Here is a 24,032-nt window from a genome sequence, read left to right as displayed (position 1 = left end):
CCGGGTATCTTTCTCCAGCAATATTTTGCGGCATGCATGGATTGGATCGGAACCTTAGACCCCTCAAATCAGCAATAACCGGAAGCCACGGCGCTTATCCAAGCCGGAGACATCTCACTCGAATAACATTGATGCTGGCTGGAATGCTATCGGCGCCAGCAACCGAGGCCGCCGGAATACCGACACTCAATGAAATGGTCGTGCGAGGTAAAACGAACAATCTGATCGGGACCGCGAATTCCGCGAATGAAGGCACTGTCCTCAAGCAACAACTCGATATGCGCACCGTATATCGTCCGGGAGAACTGCTTGAGAGCGTACCGGGATTAATTATTACGCAACATAGTGGTGAAGGGAAAGCCAATCAGTATTTCGCGCGTGGTTTCAACCTTGATCATGGCACTGACCTGAGGATATCCGTCGATGGCATGCTGGTTAACCAGCGCAGCCATGGTCATGGCCAAGGCTACGCGGATCTCAACTTCCTTATTCCCGAGCTCGCTTCCGGACTTCAATACCAGAAAGGCCCCTACTACGCCGATCAAGGTGATTTCTCCTCGGCGGGTGTTGTCAATATTGGCTATGTGGATAAATTGCCGGCAGGCATTGCCAATTTCAGCGTAGGCAACCAGGGTTTCATGCGCGGGCTTGTGGCCAACTCCCGGGATATGGGGACCGGTACGATTCTTTTTGCCGGCGAACTCAACACCAAGGATGGGCCATGGCTCACAAAGGAAAATTATAAAAAATTCAATACGGTGTTGCGCTATAGTCAAAATACCGGTAACACCCGCTTCAATATCACTGCGATGGGGTACGGAACCAACTGGAACTCTACCGATCAAATCCCCGAACGCGGCATATCGAGCGGGCTGATCCCGCTTCTCGGGGCAGTTGATCCAAGCGACGGCGGCGAGTCTCATCGTTTCAGCCTGTCCGGAGCACTGCAACACACCAGCAATTACGGAATTACCAAAGCCAATCTCTATATAATTCACAGTAATCTTGCGCTTTTTTCCAATTTCACCTACTTCCTGGACGACCCCATAAACGGCGATCAATTTTCGCAGCTCGACAAGCGCTTTCAGACGGCATTCAATCTGAGTCACGCATGGGTAAACAATATCGCCGGCTTTGCAGTTGAGAACACGGTGGGAGTCCAGGTTCAGAACGACGTCATCGAGAATGGCCTCTTGAGTACCCGGCAACGGCAGACGTTATCGACCACGCGCCGGGATCACATTCTCGAGAACAGCATAGGTCTCTATTATCAGAACAGCGTGCAATGGCTGGAGAAGTTTCGCAGCGTAGCCGGAGCGCGCAGCGATTACTATTGGTTTGATGTCAAGAGTAACAATAGTGCCAATACGGGGCAGCAATATGACAGCATGACCAACCCCAAACTCAGTTTTATTTTCGGCCCATGGGCCAAAACCGAATACTACATTAACTATGGAAGCAGTTTTCATAGCAATGACGCACGCGGCACCACCACCACCATAGATCCCAGGTCCGGCGATCCCGTGGGGAGGGTCAACCCTCTTGTACGCTCCACGGGATATGAGACCGGGCTGCGCACTGCAATTCTTCCCGGACTCCAGGCCTCGGTGGCATTTTTCCGGCTGGACCTGGACTCTGAGTTATTATTCGTCGGCGACGCTGGCACCAATGAAGCAAGCCGTCCCAGCAAACGCGAGGGTGTGGAGGTCTCGGCGTTTTATATGCCGAATAACTGGTTGACGGTTGATCTGGATTATGCCCTGGCCAAAGCGCGTTTCACCGGCTCGGACCCCGCCGGAAATCACATTCCCGGCGCGATTCAGGGCGTTGGCAAGGCGGTGATCGCAATGGACAACATCGGTCCACTTTTTGGCAGCATACAGTTTCGCTATTTCGGCAAACGTCCATTGACCGAAGATAATAGCGTTCAGTCCAATAACACCATGACACTTAACGGACAGATTGGCTTCAAGATAGACAAGAAGGTTCGCGTGATACTGCAAGGTTTTAATTTACTGAATACGCACACGCATGCGATTGACTATTTCTACACATCCAGACTACCCGGCGAGGTGGCCGCCGGTGTGGCTGACAAGCACTTTCACCCGATTGAAACCCGTTCGTTCCGCGTCAGTATTGTGGCCAATTTTTAATTCCGGAGACTGCCACCGCGCTTCTTCGAACCACATATCGTTTGGGACCGCTTCCAGGCGTCCGGAATCCATGAAGCCGTATCCCGTACCCGATCCTGTGATATGCTGATAAAGTTAACACCACCCAGCGAGCGACGTATATGGAACGCCTTACCATATCACTGGATAACCAGCTCTCCGAGCAATTTGACGAGCTGATGCACGCGCGCGGTTACACCAACCGCTCGGAGGCAATGCGCGACCTGATACGTGAAAAGCTGGAAGCCGAGCGCCTGAAGGAATGGAATGAAGGTTACTGCGTCGGCACGCTCAGCTATATTTACGATCATCACGAAAGCGATCTGGCCCGCCGCATCACGTCGGCGCAGCATAATCATCACGACCTTACGCTATCCAGCATGCATGTGCACATGGATCATGATAACTGTCTCGAGGTAATCATCCTGCGCGGCCCGACTCCAAGCGTAAGAAACTTTGCCAATCTTGTCATGGCCACGCGCGGTGTACGGCATGGCAAATTACACCTGGTGCCAGTGGAAATCACGCAAGCGCAACACTCCCCTGCATCCACATTACATATCCACAGCAACCCTCTTACCTGATTGCCGGCCGCTACGATGCGTTTTTGATATGTGCGAACAATGTGATCAAAAAAATGAAAAACCCGAGCAGGACCCTGGCAAGCGCCGTTTTCTGAGGCTGGCAGCGGCCTCCGCTCTCGCTGCAGGTATTGCCGGAACAGCTGGGAGAACGGCTTTCGCCGCAAACACTAGGCATCATCCACCCCTTCCGGAAAACATAATGACGCCTGATGAGGCGTTGGACAGGCTGGTGGAAGGCAATGAGCGTTATGTCGCCGGAAAATCCACACCCTTGGATTTCAGCGAAGACCGCGCGGCCCTGGTTTCCGGACAGAACCCCTATGCCTGTATTTTAAGTTGCTCCGATTCAAGAGTCAGTCCTGAATTTTGCTTTGATGAGCAGCGCGGCGATCTGTTTGTGGCGCGCGTCGCCGGCAATTATTTAACCACTGACTTTGTAGCTACGCTAGAGTATGCGGCAGCTGTATTACATACGCCGCTGATCATGGTGCTCGGTCATGAAAGCTGTGGGGCTGTCAGGGCTGCCATCAATGCCCTCGATAAAAATGAGCAGTTTCCCGGGCACATTCAAACCATGGCAAGTGCATTGTTGCCCGCTGTCAGAGCAGCGAAAGGCATGCCAGGCAACCGTTATGACAACGCAATTAAAATGAATGTCATCCGCAACATGGACAAGCTGAGAAAACAACCACCAATTTTGAGTAAATTAGTGGCGGACAAGAAACTTCTTGTGGTTGGCGGCGTGTATAGCCTTAAAACCGGAAGAGTTGAGTTGATCTGATTTTCTCCCGGGAACTCATCATCCATCCGGCGTTGACTTGGAATGTCGTTGACCGCTGGAGCGAGAGACGCTGTCAAGCCTGATGGGCCCGTTACCGGCCGGATCACCGTCCGGGTTGTTAAACCCGGCCTGACCGAAGATCCGGCGGCACGTGATCGAGCCATAACCGGCCTTATTCAGCCGCCGGATGGGACCAGTATTTAGACATTCCTGCCGCAAACAGAAACATCCACATCGTAAGAACAAATGGAAATGTAAGGGTAGGCAGCCCGATCGGCGCCAGAAAACTGGCCAAGCCAGCCTGGCACACCACCGTTAGAACACCCGCCAGAACCGCCAGGACCGCGCTTCTGCCGTCGGGTTTCAGAAAAACCCATCCCACCGCCATCATGGTCAGAACCGGGTTGAATGAATAGAGCCCCATCTCGATCATGCCCTGGTTCGCTCCCAGCAGCATGGGGAGAACAACCCCGATCACGGTGCCACCCACAGCCATCAGCGCACCCCGCAAGGACACGATGGCAATACCGGTTAAAAACAGAATGCCGACAATGACGCTGTCCGCGAACATCACCTCGGCGACCCCTTTGCTGAGGGCGGTAAACCACATGTCCGCCGGAATCGCCACGGCATCCGTTACCACGGCCGGCGTGCCCGGATGCGGCAAGACGGGCCCCCGTGAAAAACTGTCGAACGCGTAGACCGCGACCAGGAACATCCAGCAGGTCAGAACAAAGGGAGACGTCGAAGCGGGAATCTTGTAGGGCCCGAGAATTTTCATCAGGGCTGCCAGGACGACACTTGACAGGACCGAGGCAAGCACCACATACAACCAGAGCTGGGGAGAATTCTCCAGAAACAGAAACAGGCAGGGACCGACCAGCGTGCCATTGAATCCATACAATCCCGCATCGATATCATCTTCGGAAAAACCGAGGAGATAAGCTGCCACGGTACTGCTTATTACTCCCACCGTCGCCGCTGCTCCCGCCGTTACCCCTCCAATAAAAAGCGCCACCAGGAAGATAAGCCCCGTCACCGCATTACAGCAGAAAAATACCTGGCCCACTCCTCTCAGGATTACTCGTAATGGGCGGGGCATTGCCTTGTCTATCGTTAATGACCATTCCATTATAATTACCTCCAGCTCTTTTTTTATGAGGGATTTTTTTAGTGTCGTGGCTATTCAGAAAGTACGATCATCCTGGTAATTCGATTGAAAAACCTGATCTTTCCGAAATCCTCCGCGAGGAAAAATCTAAGGGTTTGCATGGCTGTGCGACTGCTGCGCTTTAACTTCATCCAGTAATCCCTGTTTTACGATGAAGTCGACAATCTGGTCTACACCCTCGCCGGTATGCAAATTGGTAAACACAAACGGGCGCTCGCCGCGCATCCGCTTCGCATCGCGCGCCATGACTTCCAGACTGGCCCCCACATAGGGCGCCAGATCGATCTTGTTGATGACCAGCAGCGCGGAACGCGTGATGCCGGGCCCCCCCTTGCGCGGTATCTTCTCGCCCGCGGCAACATCGATGACATAGATGGTAAGGTCGGAAAGCTCGGGACTGAAGGTCGATGCGAGATTGTCACCGCCGGATTCAACCAGAATGAGATCCAGGTTGGGGAAATCCTTGGTCATGCGCGCAATGGCTTCCAGGTTTATCGATGCATCCTCTCTGATGGCGGTGTGCGGGCAGCCACCGGTTTCGACACCCATCAGGCGCTCGGCGGGCAGCGCCTGGGCGCGCAACAGGATTTCCATATCCTCCTTGGTATAGATATCGTTGGTAATGACAGCCATTTCATAGCGGTCACGCATTTTTTTACTTAGCGCTTCGCATAAAGCCGTTTTTCCTGAACCGACAGGCCCGCCTATTCCGACACGCAAGGGATTAGATGATTTTTGCATTTTATTTCCAGTCAATAATTTTGTTTCGGACAAAACAATTCAGGACCGATATATCCGGCTGTATTGCACTTCATGCTGCATGGACAACAAGGACAGCCCTGGCGCCCAATTGCATAATTCGTCATCCTCCAGCCGCTGGGCATGGCTTGCGGCGGCTTCCAGCGCAGGATGCAACGAAAGCAGCAATCGCTGGCCCGAAACCTGCCCTAGCGGAACGGATTTCACGCACGCCAGCACCTGATTTTCTATCATGGAGAACAACAGCCCAAGCAATGCGGCTTCATGCGGCACGGCCAGTGCCTCCGCGGCGCAGGCAAACGCGGTAGGCAGCGGTATTTCGGGCTGGCTCGACAGAATATTCAGCAACGAGTCGTCCGCAATCTTCAACTCGATCACCAGCTTTCCCAGCGAATATCCCATCTGTATGGTTTCCGCGCGAAACTCGGCGGTATCGCGGGCGGCCGCGAAGCATTCCGTCCACCGCGTAACCGCCGCCCCGTCTCGTGCCGAAAAAGCCTTCAGCAGTCGCCACAATACCGGCGCTTCAAAGTCAGCGGCGACACTCAACAACTCGGTGATACAGGCACGGGCCGAACCCTCGTCCTTGATCATGCCCGCTTCGATAGCCGCTTCCAATCCCTGTGAATACGTATATGCGCCGATGGGCAGCGACGGACTTGCGAGCTGCAGCAAACGAAGGAGAGCTGTGCTATGCATTGTCATCCCCTGCTACAGCTTCGAGTCGGTCGCACGATGAATCTTCTGATGCACCGGGATGGGAGCCAGTGGACCGTGACCATGCGAATGGCCATGTGGATGATCATGTGAATGCCCATGATGATCCTCATCAGCGTGATGATGGCCCCCGCCGCTGTAGGCACCTGCTTCCGGTTCAAACTGCGCACTTTCTTCCACCACGCTCGCCCCTAAACCCTCCAGCATTTCCTTCAGCACGCTGTCCTGGCAGATACGCAGAAAACCTTCCCCCACCTGCGTCTGCGTATGACGATTGCCAAGGTGAAATGCGCAACGCAACAGGTCGTGCGGAGAAGGACAGGTAATCCGGTAGGTGGGCTCGTCCGCCGCGACGATTTGCACCACCCGGCCATCATCGCCTTTGAGTAAATCGTTATTGCGCAATACGGTGCCTCGCGCGGTAAAAATGGCGACTTCCTCACCCGACTCCAGCGTGGTGCGCAGGCGGCTGTTCTCGCGCAGCTCGTAAGGGAGTATGAGCCGTGCGGAGATCACGTCCGCATGCGCTATCTTGGCGTTTAAAGTGAACATATGGCTTAGAACAAAAAGTAGCGTTGCGCCATCGGCAGCACATCTTCCGCGCCACAGGTCAGCAGCTGTCCGTCCGCCCGGACTTCATAGGTTTCCGGATCAATTTCCATCTTGGGGGTGGCGCCATTATGGATCATGTCCTTCTTGCGCAGATGGCGGGTATCCTTGACCGCGATCAGGTTCTTGTCCAGTTTCAGTTGATCCACCAGCCCCGCGTCAAGGGCCGCCTGCGAGGTAAACGTGAAGCATGATGTTTTGATGGCGCTGCCGTACCCGCCGAACATGTACCGATAGTGCACCGGCTGCGGGGTCGGAATGGAGGCGTTGGGGTCGCCCATCAGGGCTGCCGTGATCATTCCGCCTTTCAGGATCATGGACGGCTTGACGCCAAAGAATGCCGGCCGCCACAGGACAAGGTCGGCATACTTGCCCGTCTCCACCGAACCAATCACGTGCGAGACGCCGTGTGTGATGGCCGGATTGATGGTGTACTTGGCAATATAACGCTTGACACGGAAATTATCATTGCGCGAGGTGTCTTCCTGCAATGCGCCGCGCTGTATCTTCATTTTGTGCGCGGTTTGCCAGGTGCGCAGCACGACTTCTCCGATGCGCCCCATGGCCTGCGAATCCGATGACATCATCGAGATCGCGCCCATGTCGTGCAGAATGTCCTCGGCCGCGATCGTTTCCTTGCGGATGCGCGACTCGGCGAATGCGAGATCCTCCGGGATGTTGGCATGCAGGTGATGGCATACCATCAGCATGTCCAGGTGCTCATCCAGCGTGTTGACGGTATACGGACGCGTCGGATTGGTGGAGGATGGCAGCACGTTTTCCAGGCCCACCACTTTCATGATGTCCGGCGCATGGCCGCCGCCCGCGCCTTCGGTGTGGAACGTGTGGATAGTGCGATCCTTCATGGCGGCGATGGTATTCTCAAGATACCCGCCCTCGTTGATGGTATCGGTATGGATGGCCACCTGAACATCGTATTTGTCCGCCACGGCCAGGCAGTTGTCGATGGTGGCATAGGTGGTACCCCAGTCTTCGTGCAGCTTCAGTCCGCACGCACCGGCCAGAATCTGTTCTTCATTCGGGGTCGGCAGGCTGACATTGCCTTTGCCGAAGAAACCGGTATTCATCACCATGCCGTCGGAAGCATGCAGCATGGAATGGATATGCCAGGGGCCCGGTGTGCAGGTAGTCGCCGCCGTGCCCACTGCGGGACCTGTGCCGCCACCCAGCATGGTGGTAGTCCCATTCATCATTGCGTCTTCGGCCTGCTGAGGGCAGATGAAGTGGATGTGGCTGTCGATGCCGCCCGCGGTGAGAATGGATCCTTCGCCAGCGATAATCTCGGTCGCGGCACCGATAGCCATGGTAACGTTAGGCTGGATATCAGGGTTTCCGGCCTTGCCAATGGCGGCAATCTTGCCGCCTTTCAGGCCGACATCGGCCTTGACGATGCCCCAGTGGTCAATGATGACGGCATTCGTGATCACGGTATCCATTACATCGGCATGGTTGCGCTGGGATTGGCCCATGCCGTCGCGGATCACCTTGCCACCGCCGAACTTGACTTCTTCGCCATAGGTGGTGAAATCCTTTTCGATTTCAATAAAAAGTTCCGTGTCGGCCAGGCGAACACGGTCGCCGGTAGTGGGCCCCATCATTTCGACATATGTCTGACGGGAAATTTTAAAAGTCATTTTCTGCTCCTCTGTAGGTTATTGGCGGTGCGCTGTTATTTCAGCTTGCCCATCACTTTCTGATTAAATCCGTATACCGTACGGTCGCCACCCAGCTCAACCAGTTCGACGGTGCGCTCCTGGCCCGGCTCGAAACGTATCGCCGTTCCCGCCATGATATTCAAGCGCATGCCGTAGGCGGCCTCGCGGTCGAAGTTCATTGCGGAATTGACTTCGTAAAAATGAAAGTGTGAACCGATCTGTATGGGCCGGTCGCCGCCATTGGAAACCTTGAGCGATTTGGTATTTCTGCCTGCGTTCAATTCGATGTCGCCGGACTTCACGAATATTTCGCCTGGAATTAAGGGTGTTCTTGCCATCATGATCTCCTGATTAGGGAATGGGGTTGTGAACCGTCACCAGCTTGGTGCCGTCGGGAAATGTCGCCTCCACCTGAATATCCGGGATCATCTCGGGAACACCTTCCATCACCTCTCCCCGGCTCAGGACGCGCGTGCCTTCCGCCATCAGTTCCGCAACAGAATGGCCGTCGCGCGCACCCTCCAGCACCGCACAGGTGATCAGTGCCACCGCTTCCGGATAGTTGAGCTTCAGGCCGCGTGCCTTGCGCCGTTCCGCCAACAATCCGGCGGTGAATATCTGCAGCTTGTCCTTCTCTCTTGGTGTAAGGTCCATTATTTCCTCCTCGGTAAATTAACAATCGTTTCGCTTCTTCAATACTGTGACCTGCAGCCAACCTGACGCTTATCTCTTTCCGGAACCCAAACCCCCTGCCGATTTGGTGATGAGCCTTTATGTATTCCACATGCGCGGAACCATTGCCTCACGGCCCAGCATCTGGGGACGCAGTAGACCCCAAATATGCAGCATGATCCGCCGCGCCGTCTCGCTCGAATTCCCCTGGTAACGTGCAACCACGACCGGTTTCAACTGCGAAATACCGAGATGACCGGCGCCATTCGCAATGGCACCCGCCTCCTTGCGCACAGTATCCAGGATTGTGGGGGACACGGCTTTTCCCACGGCGATCAGGGTGGAGCAGACGGTGTTGCCGGCAAGTACCAAAGGACTTTTCATTGCCGCACTGCCACCTGACAAGCGGAGTTGCTCGAACCAGATCAACTTGCCATCGTGGCGAATGCCGATGTGTTGCTTAATCTGTCCCTTTGTGAAGGACTCGCCGGAGGCGGTCCGGCCGAAGCATAAAATCTCGCAGCCGATATAGCTCGCGTTCTTCTCCAGCATGACTTGATGATCAAGCACCACATTCACGTCATCGAAAAAAATAGTTTCCTGCGGTACCCACTCAAGCACGCCCCCGGCGCCTACTTCGAGCTTTATATTCTGGCGCGAAACATGACCGTTGGCCTTATACCATTTGGCTGCACCGGGAGTCGTGATTTGCGCCTTCGCCGCCGCGCCCACCTTGACGGCAATATCCAGTTTGTCTCCACCTACTACGCCGGCAGGCGGATGAATGATGACGGCCTGACAGAGATCCCGGCCGTCGGGATAAAAGGGTTTCTGCACCAGCAACGGGCCGAAATGATCCCTCCCCACCAATCGGGTCGTGCCGCCATCTTCCGCAAAAGCGAGAGACAGTCTTGCTTCAAGACATGCTTGAGGCAATCCGGGCGCCGGATTGGAGGGGTGCTGGACCGGATAGATTCGACGAACCACGGCGGCAGAGTCCCGCTTGGCAGCTAAATCAGCGAGAATTGTGGGATGCATTTTTTTTGTTTGTTATTCATTGCTTCTAAAAGAAGTTTTCATAATCACCCTATTTTGATCAAGGGACGTCTCCTATAACCAGACCAGTGCGGGCCCCGTCCATTCACAAGCATTACATCTGCAACTGAAACGATAGTTTGAATACATCCACCTTGTCGCCTATCACCCCCGGTGCATAATTCAAACCTTTAGTGAAGAGGTCCCCATGCTGATAATACGCAGATATGCGCGCATTGAAGCCATCGATGATGTAATTCACGCCCCCCTCGATCTCCTCCCGGTTACTGCTGTGATTAGGTTGAATACTGGTGAATCTGCCATACGGCTGGAATTTCCCGATACCGACCTTGACCGGTATCAGATAAAGCCCGGTAACCGTCCAGGATTTTCCATCGAATACGCAAAAACACCCCGGATCGGCAAAAGCCTGGGAAGAATAATTAGCGTAGAACTGCTTGTATTCCGCGTTTACCGTGGCTACACCCATATTCTTCGGCAAGACTTTTTCGAACAGAAGGTCGCCAACCAGGCCAAGGAAATCACTGCGATTGGCGAACGAGCCCGCGCCATTTTTCTGGTAATTTGCCCCGAACGCAAGCGCCAGGATGTCTCCCGCCTTGCCAAAATAGGTGCTGCTGGTGTAGTAACCCGGATTCTTTTCCGGGTTTAGAAAATTGTAGGTGAAACGTCCGGCCCACGTTACATCATTTCCCTGGTTGGGTCCGACCGTGGTGGATGACTGCAACCCCCGGTATACGCCGACCGCATAACCCAGCGTACCCTTGATGAAGCCCGGTTCGACGCTGCCCCAGAAGGTGCCGCCGTCGTCACGGCCATAGCGGCCCGCGCCGTTGCTGCCAAATTTAACGCTGAAGTCCTGAGGAAAAAACGGTGTCTTGAAGGCATCATGCGTCGCCTGGAAAAAAGGGCCGCTCAATTCGCCCCGCTCCGTGGGGACCAGCATGCGGCCGCCCCAGATATTCACATACCGGTTTATCTCCACCTTCCCGATAGCGTCCAGGATGTTGTAGGACATCTTGGGATTATCCGTCGAGCTGGTGTTGTTACAGAAAAAACATTCCGTATTGAGCTCGAATTTGACATACTGGTGAACCTGCCCGTTTAAATACACCCGCGCATTGTCGATGCTGAAATCATTCCTGAAACTGTCGGTTGCCCGGTTTTCGGACCATATGCCCGAACCGCGGAAACCCATGCCCACCGTCATCCACCTGGTATCATCGATTGCGAACCTGGGCCCGCTTGGGAGCTTGACATCCGTTGCGCTCGCCACAGGCGATAGTGACAAATAACCGGCTATTAATGCCACGATCAGCATAACGTGAACAAGGAAATCCTTTCTCTCTTTCCAAATGTCATTTATTTGTGAAGAGCTCTTAGCTGATGCAAATTTATAGCTGGCCACTTTGTATACCCCCCTCCTTGAATTCCTTCATCCCGGAAATTTCCTTTTTTATTCGGTAATTCGATTAGTATAATCATGAAGGGTTTTTTACTATTAGTCATAAAAGATACCCACAAATTACAAATTTTGTGTAAGACAATTTTGTTTATATTTGTGACAAATCATCATTTGGATTGGATTGCAACGCCGCTTGTCCCAGAATAATTCAAGCGACCTGCCAAAAGCAACGGCAGGCCAATGTCGAAGACTTGGTTGTCGCAACCACCGGCTTTTAACCTTGCCCGGATCGGTTGACGATGACGATGATGCCTCGACTGCGAGGCCGCTGAAGGGTGGCATCAAACGCCAGTAAGCCAGATCAGATTACCTGGTCAAACTGAAGTCATTGCGGGAGGGATAAAACGTGATACTACCGCGCTCTTGATCCTGCATACGTCCGTTTGAGCGAGTTGTTCTCAGCCTCCAGTTCCCGAACCCGCTTAAGCCCGTTAACCGGAATCCCGGGTCTTGGGATTTCCACGGCTGAGACAGCACCTTGCCGACTCCATGCGTCCTGCAGGCTTCGACCTGGGAATACACTCGACCAGTATCACGACAATCCGGCTCTCACCAGAGACTCTGCTCCTCTTCTTCATTAACTTGGCGGGTACACCTTTGATTCGCCATTTGATACATTATTCCGGCACTGGGCCGGAATAAAAGCCGCGGGACTGTCATACAGGATGATTAGCAAGCGCAGCCACGCGCAGAATCGGGCTACAAGACGGCGGCCCTGATTTAACAAGACATAAGGGAAAAACATGAGGATCGGTCTTTTCACCAATTTTTGTCTTATCTTCATCGTACTGGTGCTCAGCCTGCTGATATTGCTTTCTTCTCAAGTGCTGGGTACGCTGGATGATATAACCGCAGCTGAGCGCCAGAAACACAGATCTCTGCAGCTTGCAAATGAGCTGTTCCAGAGCTCGGAAGATCTCACCAAGATGGCTCGCAGCTATGTCACCACCGGCGATCCGGCCTACGAACGCTTCTTTTTCGAGATCCTCGACATCCGTAATGGCAAGCGGCCACGCCCCCGGGATTACCCGACTACCTATTGGAACGTAACCGACCCTCCCGCCCCCACCGCGCTGGGCAAGGCTATCTCCTTGATAGATTTGATGCGCCGTGAAGGTTTCAGTGAGCGTGAACTGGATCTGCTGCAACAAGCGCAGAAAAATTCCGACAATCTGGTCAATCTGGAAAAACAGGCCTTTGCCGCCATCAAAGGGTTATACGACGACGGGCACGGAAACTTCACCGTATCGCGCGCGCCTGACCGGGACTTCGCCATCAGCCTGTTGTTTGGTGAGCGCTATAAAGCGGAAAAAGCCAGAATCATGGCGCCCATCAGCCAATTCATGCGCGAGCTGGATAACCGCACTCAAACCACCTTGAGCGATCTGCAGTCCAAATTCCAGCAGCAAATCCTGCTGATACTGGCAGTGCTTTGTACTGCGCTGTTTGTCGTGGCGGTGGCTACTGTCTACATGCGCCGCAATATCCTGCACCCGCTCGATTACCTCAGCCGCCAGGCGAGCAGCATCGCCCAGGGCAGCTATTCCACCCGCTGCGATATTTCCACCCACAATGAAATCGCCGAGCTCGGCGCTGGCTTCAATACCATGGCGGAAGCCATTGAACATGAAATCATCAAACTCAAGCAGGTTGAGGAGTCGCTACGCGAGCGATTAAAGGAAATCAACTGTTTCTACGCGATCCGCCGCGGCATGGAATCCGGGTCGCTGGAGGAAGTCTGCAGGACTATTTTTGCAAACCTGATCGCAGCCATGCAATTCCCGCATATCACCACCATCAGAATTGAAATCGACGGCAAGCAGTTTGTTTCCGGTCAATATGATAAGGAGCATGCGCGTGGATTATGCAAGCAGATCATGGTCTATGGCCAGCCTTATGGCTGGATGGAGGTTTCCTATAGCGAAGAGCAGCCCTTCCTGCTGCCCGAGGAGCAGAATCTGATCGATGTCATCGGCGACGATCTGGGGAAGTGGCTGGAGCGCAAGCAGGCGGAAGCACGTATTCTTGTAGAACGGGAGCTGCGGGTGCGCGATGCGGCGATACGGGAATTCGCGGCGCATGTGGAGCGGATGCGGGAAGAAGACCGTAAGTACATTGCCCGCGAGATTCACGATGAGCTGGGCCAGCTCCTGGCGGCACTGCATCTGGAACTCTCATTGCTGAAAGGCGTTGAAAATAGTAAAAATGAAAAGGTGGAAGTCATCAGGCGCAATATGTCGGAACTGGTGGATAAAGCCACCCAGAGTGTGCGCGGTGTCGCTGAGCATTTGCGTCCGGCTTCACTGGGGCTGGGGATCATATCGGCCCTCAAGAAATTGACCGATGAATTCAGGAAACATAGCGGCCTAAGCTGCAGCTTGCATTTGACGCAGGCCCCGGTGGATCTGGATGAGGATCAGACGGTGGCGATATTCCGGATTGTGCAGGAATCCCTGACCAATGTGGCACGGCATGCCGAAGCAAGCCGTGTCGAAATCACCCTGTCGCGCAATGCGGATGATCTCATCGTTGAAGTGCGCGACAATGGCAAGGGGTTTGATTCGGCGGATGCCGCAAGAAAAAAATCATTTGGCCTGCTTGGAATGCGTGAACGCGCAGCAGTGCTGGGAGGCGGCATCGATATCACCAGCATACCCCGGCAAGGAACCGTGGTTAGCCTGCATATGCCCATAAAACAAAACGAAAGAATTTCATGATTCGCCGCAAGAACAGTTAACCACATCAAACCGGACGGACCATGCACCATTTACGCGGTTGGCACACAAAGATCTTATTCGAGATGTTCCGCTGCTGTCACGGGCACGGCGACACGCTGACGACATCGAATTTGCCATTGAATGAATGGATATGTCCGGGGTCGAAGCAACTGGATCAGTTGGCCCATTATATGAATAAGATCGGAGGCCCGGTCCCTCTTTTTATTAACTTGGCCGGGAACTCCGGGCCTGCTATTTTGGTATATTCCTACTCCAGCATTGACAAGTCGATCAGATCTTCAAAGTCAATCGGTTTTGATGAGGCATGAGCATGATAATCAATGTTTTTCTGGCTGATGACCATAGACTTTTCCGGGATGGACTGAAACGGATTCTTGGCGAAACAGCCGATATCGTAGTCGCTGGCGAAGCGACAGACGGTCTCGATGCCCTGGAGAAAATGCGCAAGGGTGGATGGGATGTGGCATTGCTGGATGTCAACATGCCGGGCATGAATGGACTGGAAGTACTGAAGCGGATAATGAACGATGATGCAAAGCATCAAATACTGATGTTAAGCACGTATCATGAGGATGAATATGCCATCAGGACAATACGCGCAGGCGCATCCGCCTATCTTACCAAGAACAGTCCCACCGATCTGCTGATATCCGTAATCCGGCGCTTGGCAAAGGGGGGGAAATATATCGATCCAGAACTGGCGGAGAAACTGCTGTTTGACCTCGGTCCAGCATCGGCAATACTGCCGCATTCCACGCTTTCCGATCGGGAACTCAATGTCCTCAAGCTTATCGCCCTCGGCGTATCTTTAATCGAAATTTCGCAAAAACTGGCGTTAAGCTCTAAAACCGTGAGTACTTACCGCGCCCGCATCCTGGAAAAAATGAACATGCAGAACAATGCCCAATTAATCCGCTATGTGGCCGAGCACAAATTGCTGGAATAGCCAGTTTATGCCAATATGATATCAGGTATTTGGAGCCGCTTTGCCCGTATTGCTTGATTTCGCTAATCACGCAAGAGCGGCACTATGAACATGCAGTACTGAATCAGGAGAATACTGCTCTTGTTCGATCTCGATCGGCAAAAGATGCAGCCTGCCATGCCGTACCCCGCGTGTAGCGATAATATGATTGGCAAAATCTTTTACATTCTTGATAGTCCCGCTTAGAACGGTTACTTCCAGGCAATTGTCATGATCCATGTGCACATGCATAGTCGATAGCGTGAGGTCATGATGATCATGTTGCACCGCGGTAAGCGAGCTGGCCAGTTCACTCTCATGATGACTGTATATATAGCTGAGCGTGGCAATACAGTGACCTTCGGCATGATCCTCCGAGTGGGCGGTATCAAGCAGGTCTCGTATCAGGTCACGCATGGCTTCCGAGCGATTGAAATAACCGCGCTTATGCATTACAGCATCAAACTGCTTGGCGAGTTGATTATTAAGCGATATGGTAAGACGTTCCATGTTTAACTTCTCCGGGATTTATTGGTTTGCACAATAACTTCTTTTATTGATCGGAATTTATTTTGCGCATTTATCGTTTATTCTTAGGAGTTGTGTCAGGATCGTTGGCCAGCTCGACGGCAGTCTCGGTATAAAAGTCGTCGATCGCATGCCTGAGAGCTCTGATATATGACTTGCAACCGGGTAAAAAGTAACATGCAGATCAATGAGCGTCTGTCAGGGAATGTTAAAACATGATGTAAGCGTAGATGAATGTCTTGTCAGGGATTCCCTACATGGATTAACGATTCTGAATTATCAAATAGTGCATAACGACTTCTACTAATATGGCTCTTGGAGCAACCATTTTTAAAGCCGATCTGCAAATTGCGGACCTGGATCGCAATTATTATCGGGATCACGCGCTCACGCTCGCCCGCCATCCGTCGGAAACCGATGAGCGCATGATGGTGAGATTACTGGCCTTCGCGCTCCACGCCCATGAAGCACTGTCATTTGGCAATGGTCTGAGCACATGTGATGAACCCGACCTCTGGCAAAGGGATTTGACGGGGGCCATCGAATTCTGGATAGATGTGGGCCTTCCGGATGAGAAACTGGTCCGCAAAGCCTGTGGCCGCGCCAGGCAGGTGTTCATTTACACCTATGGCGGCCGTATTGCCGACACGTGGTGGAGTCAATGCCGCGGCAAACTCGAACAGATCAGGAACCTGACCGTAATCAATCTGCCACTTGAAGCCAGCCGGGCCATCGCAAATCAGGCGCAACGCGGTATGCGCTTAAGCTGTACTATTCAGGATAAGCAAATCTGGCTTGCCGACGGCGCTGAATCCGTGCTGATCGAACTGATAACGGTAAAGAACACGCCGCCCGCCTGAATGGCGGTTTGAGTCGTTCGGCCGCCTTGCCGCACCGCAGCGAGGTAACCGCGCTCCCGTCCCGCAGCCGGCTGACAACCCCGGGGCGATCATGCATGTGTAATGATTCATTCTTCGGGTTTTCCAGGGCCTCCCAGTAACAGGGACCTTAAGCCGGGGAAGCGTTGCGGCTCTTCCTGAAGCGGTCTTGGCGCCAGCCTCTCGAGCTCGGCTTCCAGTTCGACAATACGCCGCTCCAGCACTATTTTGTCCTGTTCCAGGCGCGAAACCTGACTTCGAAGCCGCGCACGCGCCCATCGGCTCTTTATCATGCTCGGCGATGACAGCAGTCCGGCAATGAGCACCCCCAGACCCATGGCGAGCAGCAGCACCAGAGCCAGAGAACCATCAAAGCTCCACAAGGCCATGGACACCGTCACCGGCACGTTGTTCTGCAGAGCGAACCCCACAACGCCTATGGCGAGGGCAATACCCACTATTAGAAGCAGATGCATGGTTTTATCCCGCTATTTGATTGCCATCACTGGAAAGGTTTCAGTTGCCCCGGTTTTTCTGGTCGAAAGAGTATAAGGCGGATCGTCCATGAAGCAAGAATAGCAAGAATACGATGACTCTTCCATGCTGGCCACCAGGCTGTCAGACTTGAGAACCGAAGCGGAGAATCGGACTGAGAGGGAAGGACGGATTTCGGGGTGGCGGGAAAATGCCATGAATCTCGTTGCGAAGGTAATCGGGAAGACCCGGTCCAAACCAGCAACGGCCTGCTTGAATGCCGCTGGTATTGGCTTGCGCTGACGTGGCGTAAGTGCGGACTGCCCTGTAAAACAGAGGCGTATCGGCTCTTTACTGCCTCAAGGGTTCTTCACCCATCTTGTCAGCCTGCAAGGTATTTTTTTTATCTTCCAGCAGGTGGAAAAAAATTTCATCTTTCCTGATCATGCCCAGTTCGCTACGGGCACGCTCTTCGATGGCGTCGGACCCCTGCTTGAGATCGCGCACTTCCGCGTCCAGCGTGGTGTTTCGGATTTGCAATTTCTGGTTGATTTCATGCTGTGACAGCAGTTGCTGATCAAACTCCCATACTTTCAGCCAACTTCCCTTGCCCAGCCATAGCGGATACTGCAGCAGGGCAATCAAGGCAATAAGTATAAGACTCAGCAGTACTTTCACTTGAATATCTCTGGCAGTCTGTCGGACTTGAAGAATCGAAGCGAAAAAATGGCTGGGCGAGGACAGATTTTGACGATCTTGAAGGCCAATAGTTGCTCTATTGGCCGAAAAAGCGGTGAAATATGAACCGGCCAGACGCTTTGCAGCCCATTTTCTTTAAATCCGGCAGGCTGCCGGCAATCACCATTTACACGAGTGACTCCTGCCTGCCCCCCCCCCGCTTTCACCGGAACTTGCCTTGCCTGCATGCTTCAAGGAGTTGGCGCTAACTCCTTGGATTACGGGAATGCCCTTATCGCAGCTGGTAGTAGGCGCCCCGTCCCGGGTAGCTTGCGGCGTCACCGAGATCTTCCTCTATGCGCAGCAGCTGGTTGTATTTGGCCAGCCGGTCAGAGCGGGACAGCGAACCAGTCTTGATTTGCAGCGCGTTGGTGGCGACAGCGATATCAGCGATGGTGGTATCTTCGGTTTCGCCGGAACGATGCGAAATCACCGACGTATAGCCCGCCCGCTTCGCGGTCTCTATGGCGGCAAAGGTTTCGGTAAGCGTGCCGATCTGGTTGACTTTGATAAGGATGGAATTCGCGATCCCTTGTGCTATGCCTTCTTTGAGGATGCCGCTATTGGTCACGAAGATGTCATCCCCGACCAGTTGCACCGATTTTCCAAGTCTGCCGGTCAGCAGCTTCCAGCCATCCCAGTCGTGCTCGCTCATGCCGTCCTCGATGCTGATGATAGGATACTTGTCGACCCAGGAAGCGAGGTAATCGACAAATTGCGCGGAGCTCAGGCTCAATCCGTCCGATGCCAGATGGTATTTCCCGTCACGGAAGAATTCCGAGCTGGCGCAATCCAACCCGATGGCCACATCCGGGCCCGGCAAATAACCCGCCTTCTCGATGGCCTCCACGATCAGTTGCAACGCCGCCTCGTTGTTAGCCAGGCTTGGAGCGAATCCGCCTTCGTCGCCCACTGCCGTGTTAATCCCCCTGCCGTCCAGCAGGCTCTTCAATGTATGAAATATTTCGGCGCCGCAACGCAACGCTTCGCGAAAACTTTGCGCCCCCAAGGGAATAATGACGAACTCCTGCATGTCGAGCCTGTTATTGGCATGGGCACCGCCATTGACGATATTCATCATGGGCACGGGCATGGACATCGATCCGGCGCCTCCCAGATAGCGATATAAAGGCAACCCCGATTCCTCCGCCGCAGCTTTTGCCACCGCCAGTGAAACCGCAAGAACCGCGTTGGCGCCGAGTCTTGATTTATTGCCGCTGCCGTCGAGATCAATCAGCGTCCGGTCAATAAAAGTCTGCTCCATGGCATCCAGCCCCATGATGGCTTCGGCAATCTCGGTATTGACGTTTTCCACCGCTTTCAACACGCCCTTGCCGAAATAGCGCTGAGCATCCCCATCGCGCAATTCGACCGCTTCCCGAGTACCGACGGACGCGCCGGAAGGCACGGCAGCCCTCCCCAGTACGCCGGATTCGAGCAACACATCCGCTTCAACGGTGGGGTTGCCGCGTGAATCAAGAATTTCACGCGCGATGACATCTACAATTGCACTCATACTGTTTTTCCCTGGGTCATTTATTTAAATTTATTAAGTTTTCCGTAGGATGGGTGGCGTCCAGTGCAACCCATCATTCAGCTTGTTTCAACCCTCACCGTCCCGTCGCTTGCTTCATCCCTTCCGGCTCAAGCCTTGAGGCAGACCGGCTTCAGCGTAACGGCGGGGCATGCAAGGGGATCAGTCGGCGATGTGGCGCAAGTTTTGACGGGCAACGACCGTGCATTACCCATCCTGCATGGGCACCAGACCGGAATGGTTCATAGGCAATATATAAAACTTTATTAAAACTGTTGGGTACTTAGGCGATGTTTTTCAATTTACCTGGAGCTATCGCCTCTGACGCGACATGCTTTTCCGCGAAATCAATGGCCGCTTTGATAAATGCCGTGAACAATGGATGACCCGATTTGGGCGTGGAGGTAAATTCCGGATGGAACTGGCAGGCGACGAACCAGGGATGCTCGGTTTGCGGCAACTCGACCATTTCACATAAGCCTTCCCCCGCCGACACGGCGCCTATGCGCAGCCCCGCCTGCTCCAATCGGGGAATATATTCATTGTTGACTTCATAACGATGGCGATGGCGTTCTATGATTTTATCCGCTCCATAAATTTTCCTTACCAGCGATCCGTCTTTCAGCACGCATTCCTGTCCGCCCAGCCGCATGCTGCCACCGAGATCCGACTTGGCGTCGCGAACTTCCAGTTGTCCCTCACGCGTATGCCATTCGGTGGTCAGGGCAATGACCGGGTAGGGGGTATCAGGATTAAATTCGGTACTATGCGCGCCTTCCATGCCGGCCTTGTCGCGGGCGCACTCGATCACCGCCAGCTGCATGCCCAGGCAGATGCCGAGATAGGGGATACGGTTTTCACGCGCGTAACGGATGGCCATGATCTTGCCCTCCACCCCGCGCTTGCCGAATCCGCCGGGAACCAGTATTGCATCCATGCCGGCAAGGCAATCAATTCCTTGTTTCTCGATATTTTCCGAATCCGTGTAATGGATGTTGATTCGGCTGCGAGTATGAATCCCGGCATGAATCAAGGCTTCCGACAGGGATTTATACGACTCCGTCAAATCCACATATTTTCCAACCAGCGCGATGTCTATGGTGCGCTCCGGATGTTCCAGCGCATGCACCAGTTTCTTCCAGACACTCAAATCGGCCGCTTTTGCGAGAATACTCAACTTGTGGCAAACGATCTCATCCAGCATCTGCTCATGCAGAAGCGTGGGAATTTTGTAAATACTGTCCGCATCCACAGCCGAGATCACCGCTTCTTCCCGCACATTGGTGAACAACGCGATTTTCCGGCGTTCATCCGCGGGTAATTCACGGTCGGCCCGGCACAGCAGCACATCCGGCTGGATACCGATCTCGCGCAATTCCTTAACCGAGTGCTGGGTCGGCTTGGTTTTCAATTCTCCCGCCGAACTGATATAGGGCAGCAACGTAAGATGAATAAAACAGGTGTCCTCGCGCGGAAGCTGCACCGCCATCTGCCGGATGGCTTCCAGGAATGGCAGCGATTCAATGTCGCCGACCGTGCCGCCGATCTCGACGATGGCCACCTGCGCGTCCCCCGCACCGGCCCGGATGTGCAGCTTGATTTCATCCGTGATATGCGGAATGACCTGTACGGTGCCACCCAGATAATCGCCGCGCCGCTCCTTCTTGATCACGCTCTCATAAATCTGACCGGTCGTGAAATTGTTGCGCCGGCTCATTCTGGCGCTGATAAAGCGCTCATAGTGTCCCAGGTCGAGATCGGTTTCCGCCCCATCCTCGGTGACAAAAACCTCGCCATGCTGAAACGGGCTCATGGTGCCGGGGTCCACATTGATATAGGGGTCCAGCTTGAGCAGCGTAACTTTGATGCCGCGAGTCTCGAGGATAGCGGCAAGGGAGGCGCCCGCGATACCTTTCCCCAGGGAAGAGACCACGCCGCCAGTCACAAATACATACTTTGTCATGGCTGCCAATGATACGCGAAAAGGACTCTCCGAACAAATTGACCGGAATCCAGATGTGTGTTTTTCTCCTGGAGAAATTGCCTATTGGTACCTGCCGTTCCTTTAAACTTGCCCTTTATACTCGCCCTTTATGACAGGAAGGGCATCAAGGGCCGGTTACTCGCAGGCCTGGGTAAAAATGATGACGGGAATGACGGGAATGGCAGGATAGCAAAGTTTACCCGCCCCGGATGTTTCATAAATTGACGCGTCCTGGCTGGTCTTTTGTTTCGCATAACGCCAACCCCAGCAAAAGACCGGTTCAAAATCAAACTCAGGGAAGCGGGCTATCGCCTGGTTTATGAGGTGCGCGATGGCGTGTTGATGGTTGTGGTGGTGGCGGTAGGCAAGCGTGAGCGCAACGCGGTGTATAAAGCCGCTGCAAAACGCTAACCCGCTCAGGTAGGATGGGTGGAGCGTAGCGTAACCCATCAAAACGCACCCAACACAACACCAAACATCAGCCATGACCGAATACCGGTGTAATTCGTCACGGGCGGCAGCTATTTTTTCACGGTAACGCTGACTGACCGGAGCCAGCGCCTGCTGATGGATGATATCGATATATCAAGTCATGCCAAATTGGCGCAGCCTGCGGGAAGACTGAATTTTCGCCCCGCTGGGCCATGAGAATTGGACTTATCAGGGATGTCAGTTGGTGATATCGACCTCTGTTCCGGCATTCACCAGATCGAACAATTCCAGTAATTCGCTGTTGCGCATGCGGATACAACCGATGGAGCCGGGCCTGCCCATTTCCACGCTGTCCGGGCTGCCATGGATGTAGATATAGCGACGCATGGTATCCACCGGCCCCAGACGATTGAAACCGGGTTCGCAACCCGAAAGCCATAGAATGCGCGTCAGAATCCAGTCACGCCCCGGAAAAGTGGCGCCCAGCTCAGGCGTGTAGATTTCACCAGTGGGGCGACGCCTCACGAATACGGTATTAACCGGTTGACCCGCGCCGATTTTGGCGCGAACGATATGTTTTCCCAGCGGCGTGCAGAAGCTGCCGTTTACCTGCCCTACCCCGTTTCGTGCGGAGGAAATACGATAGTGTCTGACAACGTTCTCATTATCATCATATAAATCCAGTTCCTGAGAGGGAATATTGATTACGATTCTCATCAGTGCCCTGTATCGCCGCCATTTGCCGCTACCTTGCGCCGTTCCGCGAAAAACTGTTTCAATCTGTCGCCGCCCTCCTCCGCCAGCACATTGCCCGTCACCCGCATATGATGATTAAGCCGGCTCTCCGCCGGCAGGTCGATCACACTGCCGCATGCACCCGTTTTCGGGTCCGCCGCGCCATAGACCAGCCGCGCGATACGCGCATGAAAAATCGCTCCCACGCACATGGCGCAGGGTTCCAGGGTTACATAAAGCGTGCAATCCGCCAGCCGGTAATTACCCAGATATCTTGCCGCATCGCGCATCGCCATCACCTCTGCATGGGCGGTTGGATCGGCTGTCGTGATCGGACGGTTGTAACCTCGACCGATGATTGCCCCGTCCTTTACCACCACGGCGCCTACCGGCACTTCGCCCGCCTCTTGCGCCTGTTTCGCGAGTTCGAGCGCCAAACGCATAAAATCAGCATCGCTGATGTTTCTGTCATTCATGTTCCAGATCACGGTAAGAATTTAGTATACGGACACGCTTTTTTTCAGGCCGTTGTGCGGATGCCAAGGTCGTCAGTCTGTACGCCCTCAATGTTATGGTGACCGGATGGGCGCTGGAAGGCCCCTTTCGGATTCATCGCAACCCAACAGGAAGATCCCTCTCCGGATGAAAGCAGGCGGTGTTCCGGGCAATGTGCGAGCAAAGCGCGTAGATTCTACGCCTTACCGCGTCGATAGGCTATAATGCCGGTTTTTTTGGCCTTGACAAATACCGATGCTGGAAGGAAACAATCTGGAATGCGTGCGCGGTGATCGCCGTTTATTCCGTGACATCAATTTTTCCCTCGAAGCGGGTGGATTGATGCAGGTTCAGGGACCCAATGGCAGCGGCAAAACCAGTCTTCTGCGCATGCTGTGCGGGTTGGCGACGCCCGCCCACGGCGAGATCCGCTGGAATGGCGTTGAGATTCGTGCTCTTGGGGGGGATTATTACGCCGCGATGACCTATCTCGGACATTTGGGCGGCGTCAAGGACGATTTGACCGCGATTGAGAATCTGCGCATCTCAAGTGCGCTGGGAGGGGTCGAAATTGATGAGCATAAGGCTCATGATGCCTTGCAGCACATGGGGTTGGGAGGGCGCGAATTATTGCCGGCCAAGGTATTGTCGCAAGGACAGAGGCGCCGGGTAACGCTGGCGCGTTTGTTGGTATGCGGAACCGTATTATGGATACTGGATGAGCCATTGACAGCGCTCGACACCACCGCCGTGAAGCTGATGCAAGGCTTGATGGAACAGCATCTGGAACACGGCGGCATGATCGTGATGACAACCCACCAGGAGATCGAGATAACCGCCGTTGCAACCCAGCGGTTGCAACTCGCCTGAC

Annotated in this window: 24 protein-coding genes; 8 read left to right on the top strand and 16 right to left on the bottom strand. The window is 53.9% G+C overall.

Annotated features, from left to right (window positions below; translation table 11 throughout):
* Positions 1-131 precede the first annotated feature (131 nt).
* From EBAPG3_RS07835 to EBAPG3_RS07825, 3 genes are all read left to right on the top strand, one after another.
* Positions 132-2,153: a TonB-dependent receptor gene (locus tag EBAPG3_RS07835; protein WP_227869176.1), complete on the top strand. Its 2,022-nt coding sequence runs from the start codon at positions 132-134 to the stop codon at positions 2,151-2,153.
* A gap of 140 nt (positions 2,154-2,293) precedes the next feature.
* On the top strand, positions 2,294-2,755 hold the full coding sequence (gene nikR, locus EBAPG3_RS07830; RefSeq protein ID WP_085921974.1) for a nickel-responsive transcriptional regulator NikR: 462 nt from the start codon (positions 2,294-2,296) through the stop codon (positions 2,753-2,755).
* Positions 2,756-2,954: 199 nt separating this feature from the next.
* Entirely contained in the window at positions 2,955-3,536 is a 582-nt protein-coding gene (locus tag EBAPG3_RS07825) for a carbonic anhydrase (protein WP_227869175.1), read from the top strand.
* Between the two features lie 172 nt (positions 3,537-3,708).
* Here EBAPG3_RS07825 and yut read toward each other — a convergent pair whose 3' ends face one another.
* The 9 genes from yut to EBAPG3_RS07780 all read right to left on the bottom strand — a co-directional run bounded on the left by yut (position 3,709) and on the right by EBAPG3_RS07780 (position 11,508).
* Complete coding sequence (gene yut / locus EBAPG3_RS07820; protein WP_085921972.1) at positions 3,709-4,668, bottom strand: urea transporter; 960 nt, start codon at positions 4,666-4,668, stop codon at positions 3,709-3,711.
* Positions 4,669-4,794: 126 nt separating this feature from the next.
* The gene (gene ureG / locus EBAPG3_RS07815) at positions 4,795-5,448 is read right to left on the bottom strand and encodes an urease accessory protein UreG (protein WP_085921971.1); all 654 of its coding nucleotides are present in this window, start codon (positions 5,446-5,448) and stop codon (positions 4,795-4,797) included.
* A 39-nt stretch (positions 5,449-5,487) separates the two neighbouring features.
* Positions 5,488-6,165, bottom strand: coding sequence for an urease accessory protein UreF (locus tag EBAPG3_RS07810; protein WP_085921970.1), 678 nt, complete (start codon positions 6,163-6,165; stop codon positions 5,488-5,490).
* Positions 6,166-6,177: 12 nt separating this feature from the next.
* The gene (gene ureE, locus EBAPG3_RS07805) at positions 6,178-6,735 is read right to left on the bottom strand and encodes an urease accessory protein UreE (RefSeq protein ID WP_085921969.1); all 558 of its coding nucleotides are present in this window, start codon (positions 6,733-6,735) and stop codon (positions 6,178-6,180) included.
* Positions 6,736-6,740: 5 nt separating this feature from the next.
* Positions 6,741-8,447: an urease subunit alpha gene (ureC, locus tag EBAPG3_RS07800; protein WP_085921968.1), complete on the bottom strand. Its 1,707-nt coding sequence runs from the start codon at positions 8,445-8,447 to the stop codon at positions 6,741-6,743.
* 35 nt (positions 8,448-8,482) lie between these two features.
* Positions 8,483-8,806, bottom strand: a complete 324-nt coding sequence (locus EBAPG3_RS07795; RefSeq protein ID WP_085921967.1) for an urease subunit beta — start codon at positions 8,804-8,806, stop codon at positions 8,483-8,485.
* A 13-nt stretch (positions 8,807-8,819) separates the two neighbouring features.
* Entirely contained in the window at positions 8,820-9,122 is a 303-nt protein-coding gene (locus tag EBAPG3_RS07790) for an urease subunit gamma (protein ID WP_085921966.1), read from the bottom strand.
* Positions 9,123-9,239: 117 nt separating this feature from the next.
* Complete coding sequence (locus EBAPG3_RS07785) at positions 9,240-10,178, bottom strand: urease accessory protein UreD (RefSeq protein WP_085921965.1); 939 nt, start codon at positions 10,176-10,178, stop codon at positions 9,240-9,242.
* Between the two features lie 112 nt (positions 10,179-10,290).
* Entirely contained in the window at positions 10,291-11,508 is a 1,218-nt protein-coding gene (locus tag EBAPG3_RS07780; protein WP_227869173.1) for a hypothetical protein, read from the bottom strand.
* 896 nt (positions 11,509-12,404) lie between these two features.
* Between EBAPG3_RS07780 and EBAPG3_RS07775 the strand changes: the two genes are divergently transcribed.
* Both EBAPG3_RS07775 and EBAPG3_RS07770 read left to right on the top strand, forming a co-directional pair.
* On the top strand, positions 12,405-14,378 hold the full coding sequence (locus EBAPG3_RS07775; protein WP_085921964.1) for an ATP-binding protein: 1,974 nt from the start codon (positions 12,405-12,407) through the stop codon (positions 14,376-14,378).
* Positions 14,379-14,709: 331 nt separating this feature from the next.
* Positions 14,710-15,345: a response regulator gene (locus EBAPG3_RS07770; RefSeq protein ID WP_085921963.1), complete on the top strand. Its 636-nt coding sequence runs from the start codon at positions 14,710-14,712 to the stop codon at positions 15,343-15,345.
* Positions 15,346-15,411: 66 nt separating this feature from the next.
* Here EBAPG3_RS07770 and nikR (EBAPG3_RS07765) read toward each other — a convergent pair whose 3' ends face one another.
* Positions 15,412-15,873 (bottom strand): nickel-responsive transcriptional regulator NikR, encoded by a 462-nt coding sequence (gene nikR, locus EBAPG3_RS07765; protein ID WP_085921962.1) that lies wholly within the window; start codon positions 15,871-15,873, stop codon positions 15,412-15,414.
* A 326-nt stretch (positions 15,874-16,199) separates the two neighbouring features.
* Here nikR (EBAPG3_RS07765) and EBAPG3_RS07760 point away from each other — a divergent pair, with 326 nt between their 5' ends.
* Positions 16,200-16,751 carry a YaeQ family protein gene (locus EBAPG3_RS07760; RefSeq protein ID WP_085921961.1) on the top strand — a complete coding sequence of 184 codons (552 nt, stop codon included), beginning with the start codon at positions 16,200-16,202 and terminating at the stop codon, positions 16,749-16,751.
* 107 nt (positions 16,752-16,858) lie between these two features.
* Here the strand turns inward: EBAPG3_RS07760 and EBAPG3_RS07755 are convergent, their stop codons facing one another.
* The 4 genes from EBAPG3_RS07755 to EBAPG3_RS07735 form a co-directional block, all read right to left on the bottom strand.
* Complete coding sequence (locus tag EBAPG3_RS07755; protein WP_085921960.1) at positions 16,859-17,245, bottom strand: LapA family protein; 387 nt, start codon at positions 17,243-17,245, stop codon at positions 16,859-16,861.
* A 349-nt stretch (positions 17,246-17,594) separates the two neighbouring features.
* Positions 17,595-17,921: a cell division protein FtsB gene (gene ftsB / locus EBAPG3_RS07750; RefSeq protein WP_227869172.1), complete on the bottom strand. Its 327-nt coding sequence runs from the start codon at positions 17,919-17,921 to the stop codon at positions 17,595-17,597.
* Between the two features lie 292 nt (positions 17,922-18,213).
* Complete coding sequence (gene eno / locus EBAPG3_RS07740) at positions 18,214-19,497, bottom strand: phosphopyruvate hydratase (RefSeq protein WP_004176850.1); 1,284 nt, start codon at positions 19,495-19,497, stop codon at positions 18,214-18,216.
* Positions 19,498-19,798: 301 nt separating this feature from the next.
* The gene (locus EBAPG3_RS07735) at positions 19,799-21,478 is read right to left on the bottom strand and encodes a CTP synthase (RefSeq protein WP_004176846.1); all 1,680 of its coding nucleotides are present in this window, start codon (positions 21,476-21,478) and stop codon (positions 19,799-19,801) included.
* A gap of 264 nt (positions 21,479-21,742) precedes the next feature.
* Between EBAPG3_RS07735 and EBAPG3_RS07730 the strand changes: the two genes are divergently transcribed.
* Complete coding sequence (locus EBAPG3_RS07730; protein WP_004176843.1) at positions 21,743-21,910, top strand: type II toxin-antitoxin system RelE/ParE family toxin; 168 nt, start codon at positions 21,743-21,745, stop codon at positions 21,908-21,910.
* 258 nt (positions 21,911-22,168) lie between these two features.
* Here EBAPG3_RS07730 and EBAPG3_RS07725 read toward each other — a convergent pair whose 3' ends face one another.
* On the bottom strand, positions 22,169-22,648 hold the full coding sequence (locus EBAPG3_RS07725; protein WP_004176841.1) for a L,D-transpeptidase: 480 nt from the start codon (positions 22,646-22,648) through the stop codon (positions 22,169-22,171).
* Positions 22,648-23,142, bottom strand: a complete 495-nt coding sequence (gene tadA / locus EBAPG3_RS07720; RefSeq protein ID WP_040851963.1) for a tRNA adenosine(34) deaminase TadA — start codon at positions 23,140-23,142, stop codon at positions 22,648-22,650. Before tadA ends, EBAPG3_RS07725 begins: the two co-directional genes overlap by 1 nt.
* A 274-nt stretch (positions 23,143-23,416) precedes the next feature.
* Between tadA and ccmA the strand changes: the two genes are divergently transcribed.
* Positions 23,417-24,031, top strand: coding sequence for a cytochrome c biogenesis heme-transporting ATPase CcmA (ccmA, locus tag EBAPG3_RS07715; RefSeq protein ID WP_004176838.1), 615 nt, complete (start codon positions 23,417-23,419; stop codon positions 24,029-24,031).
* The last annotated feature ends 1 nt before the right edge of the window (position 24,032 follow it).

Origin of the sequence: Nitrosospira lacus, from assembly GCF_000355765.4 — a bacterium.
GTDB lineage: Bacteria > Pseudomonadota > Gammaproteobacteria > Burkholderiales > Nitrosomonadaceae > Nitrosospira > Nitrosospira lacus.
The sequence above is the reverse complement of the archived record's forward strand: the minus strand, read 5'-3'. Positions and strand labels throughout refer to the sequence as shown.

Excerpts from the sequence above, each read along its gene's own strand:
- EBAPG3_RS07770 (WP_085921963.1), top strand. The coding sequence starts at position 14,710 with ATGATAATCAATGTTTTTCTGGCTGATGACCATAGACTTTTCCGGGAT.
- ureG (WP_085921971.1), bottom strand. The coding sequence starts at position 5,448 with ATGCAAAAATCATCTAATCCCTTGCGTGTCGGAATAGGCGGGCCTGTC.
- nikR (WP_085921962.1), bottom strand. The coding sequence starts at position 15,873 with ATGGAACGTCTTACCATATCGCTTAATAATCAACTCGCCAAGCAGTTT.
- EBAPG3_RS07795 (WP_085921967.1), bottom strand. The coding sequence starts at position 8,806 with ATGGCAAGAACACCCTTAATTCCAGGCGAAATATTCGTGAAGTCCGGC.
- EBAPG3_RS07760 (WP_085921961.1), top strand. The coding sequence starts at position 16,200 with ATGGCTCTTGGAGCAACCATTTTTAAAGCCGATCTGCAAATTGCGGAC.
- EBAPG3_RS07785 (WP_085921965.1), bottom strand. The coding sequence starts at position 10,178 with ATGCATCCCACAATTCTCGCTGATTTAGCTGCCAAGCGGGACTCTGCC.
- tadA (WP_040851963.1), bottom strand. The coding sequence starts at position 23,142 with ATGAATGACAGAAACATCAGCGATGCTGATTTTATGCGTTTGGCGCTC.
- yut (WP_085921972.1), bottom strand. The coding sequence starts at position 4,668 with ATGGAATGGTCATTAACGATAGACAAGGCAATGCCCCGCCCATTACGA.
- eno (WP_004176850.1), bottom strand. The coding sequence starts at position 19,497 with ATGAGTGCAATTGTAGATGTCATCGCGCGTGAAATTCTTGATTCACGC.
- EBAPG3_RS07775 (WP_085921964.1), top strand. The coding sequence starts at position 12,405 with ATGAGGATCGGTCTTTTCACCAATTTTTGTCTTATCTTCATCGTACTG.
- ureE (WP_085921969.1), bottom strand. The coding sequence starts at position 6,735 with ATGTTCACTTTAAACGCCAAGATAGCGCATGCGGACGTGATCTCCGCA.
- ccmA (WP_004176838.1), top strand. The coding sequence starts at position 23,417 with ATGCTGGAAGGAAACAATCTGGAATGCGTGCGCGGTGATCGCCGTTTA.
- EBAPG3_RS07790 (WP_085921966.1), bottom strand. The coding sequence starts at position 9,122 with ATGGACCTTACACCAAGAGAGAAGGACAAGCTGCAGATATTCACCGCC.
- EBAPG3_RS07825 (WP_227869175.1), top strand. The coding sequence starts at position 2,955 with ATGACGCCTGATGAGGCGTTGGACAGGCTGGTGGAAGGCAATGAGCGT.
- nikR (WP_085921974.1), top strand. The coding sequence starts at position 2,294 with ATGGAACGCCTTACCATATCACTGGATAACCAGCTCTCCGAGCAATTT.
- EBAPG3_RS07835 (WP_227869176.1), top strand. The coding sequence starts at position 132 with ATGCTGGCTGGAATGCTATCGGCGCCAGCAACCGAGGCCGCCGGAATA.
- EBAPG3_RS07810 (WP_085921970.1), bottom strand. The coding sequence starts at position 6,165 with ATGCATAGCACAGCTCTCCTTCGTTTGCTGCAGCTCGCAAGTCCGTCG.
- EBAPG3_RS07725 (WP_004176841.1), bottom strand. The coding sequence starts at position 22,648 with ATGAGAATCGTAATCAATATTCCCTCTCAGGAACTGGATTTATATGAT.
- EBAPG3_RS07755 (WP_085921960.1), bottom strand. The coding sequence starts at position 17,245 with ATGCATCTGCTTCTAATAGTGGGTATTGCCCTCGCCATAGGCGTTGTG.
- EBAPG3_RS07735 (WP_004176846.1), bottom strand. The coding sequence starts at position 21,478 with ATGACAAAGTATGTATTTGTGACTGGCGGCGTGGTCTCTTCCCTGGGG.
- ureC (WP_085921968.1), bottom strand. The coding sequence starts at position 8,447 with ATGACTTTTAAAATTTCCCGTCAGACATATGTCGAAATGATGGGGCCC.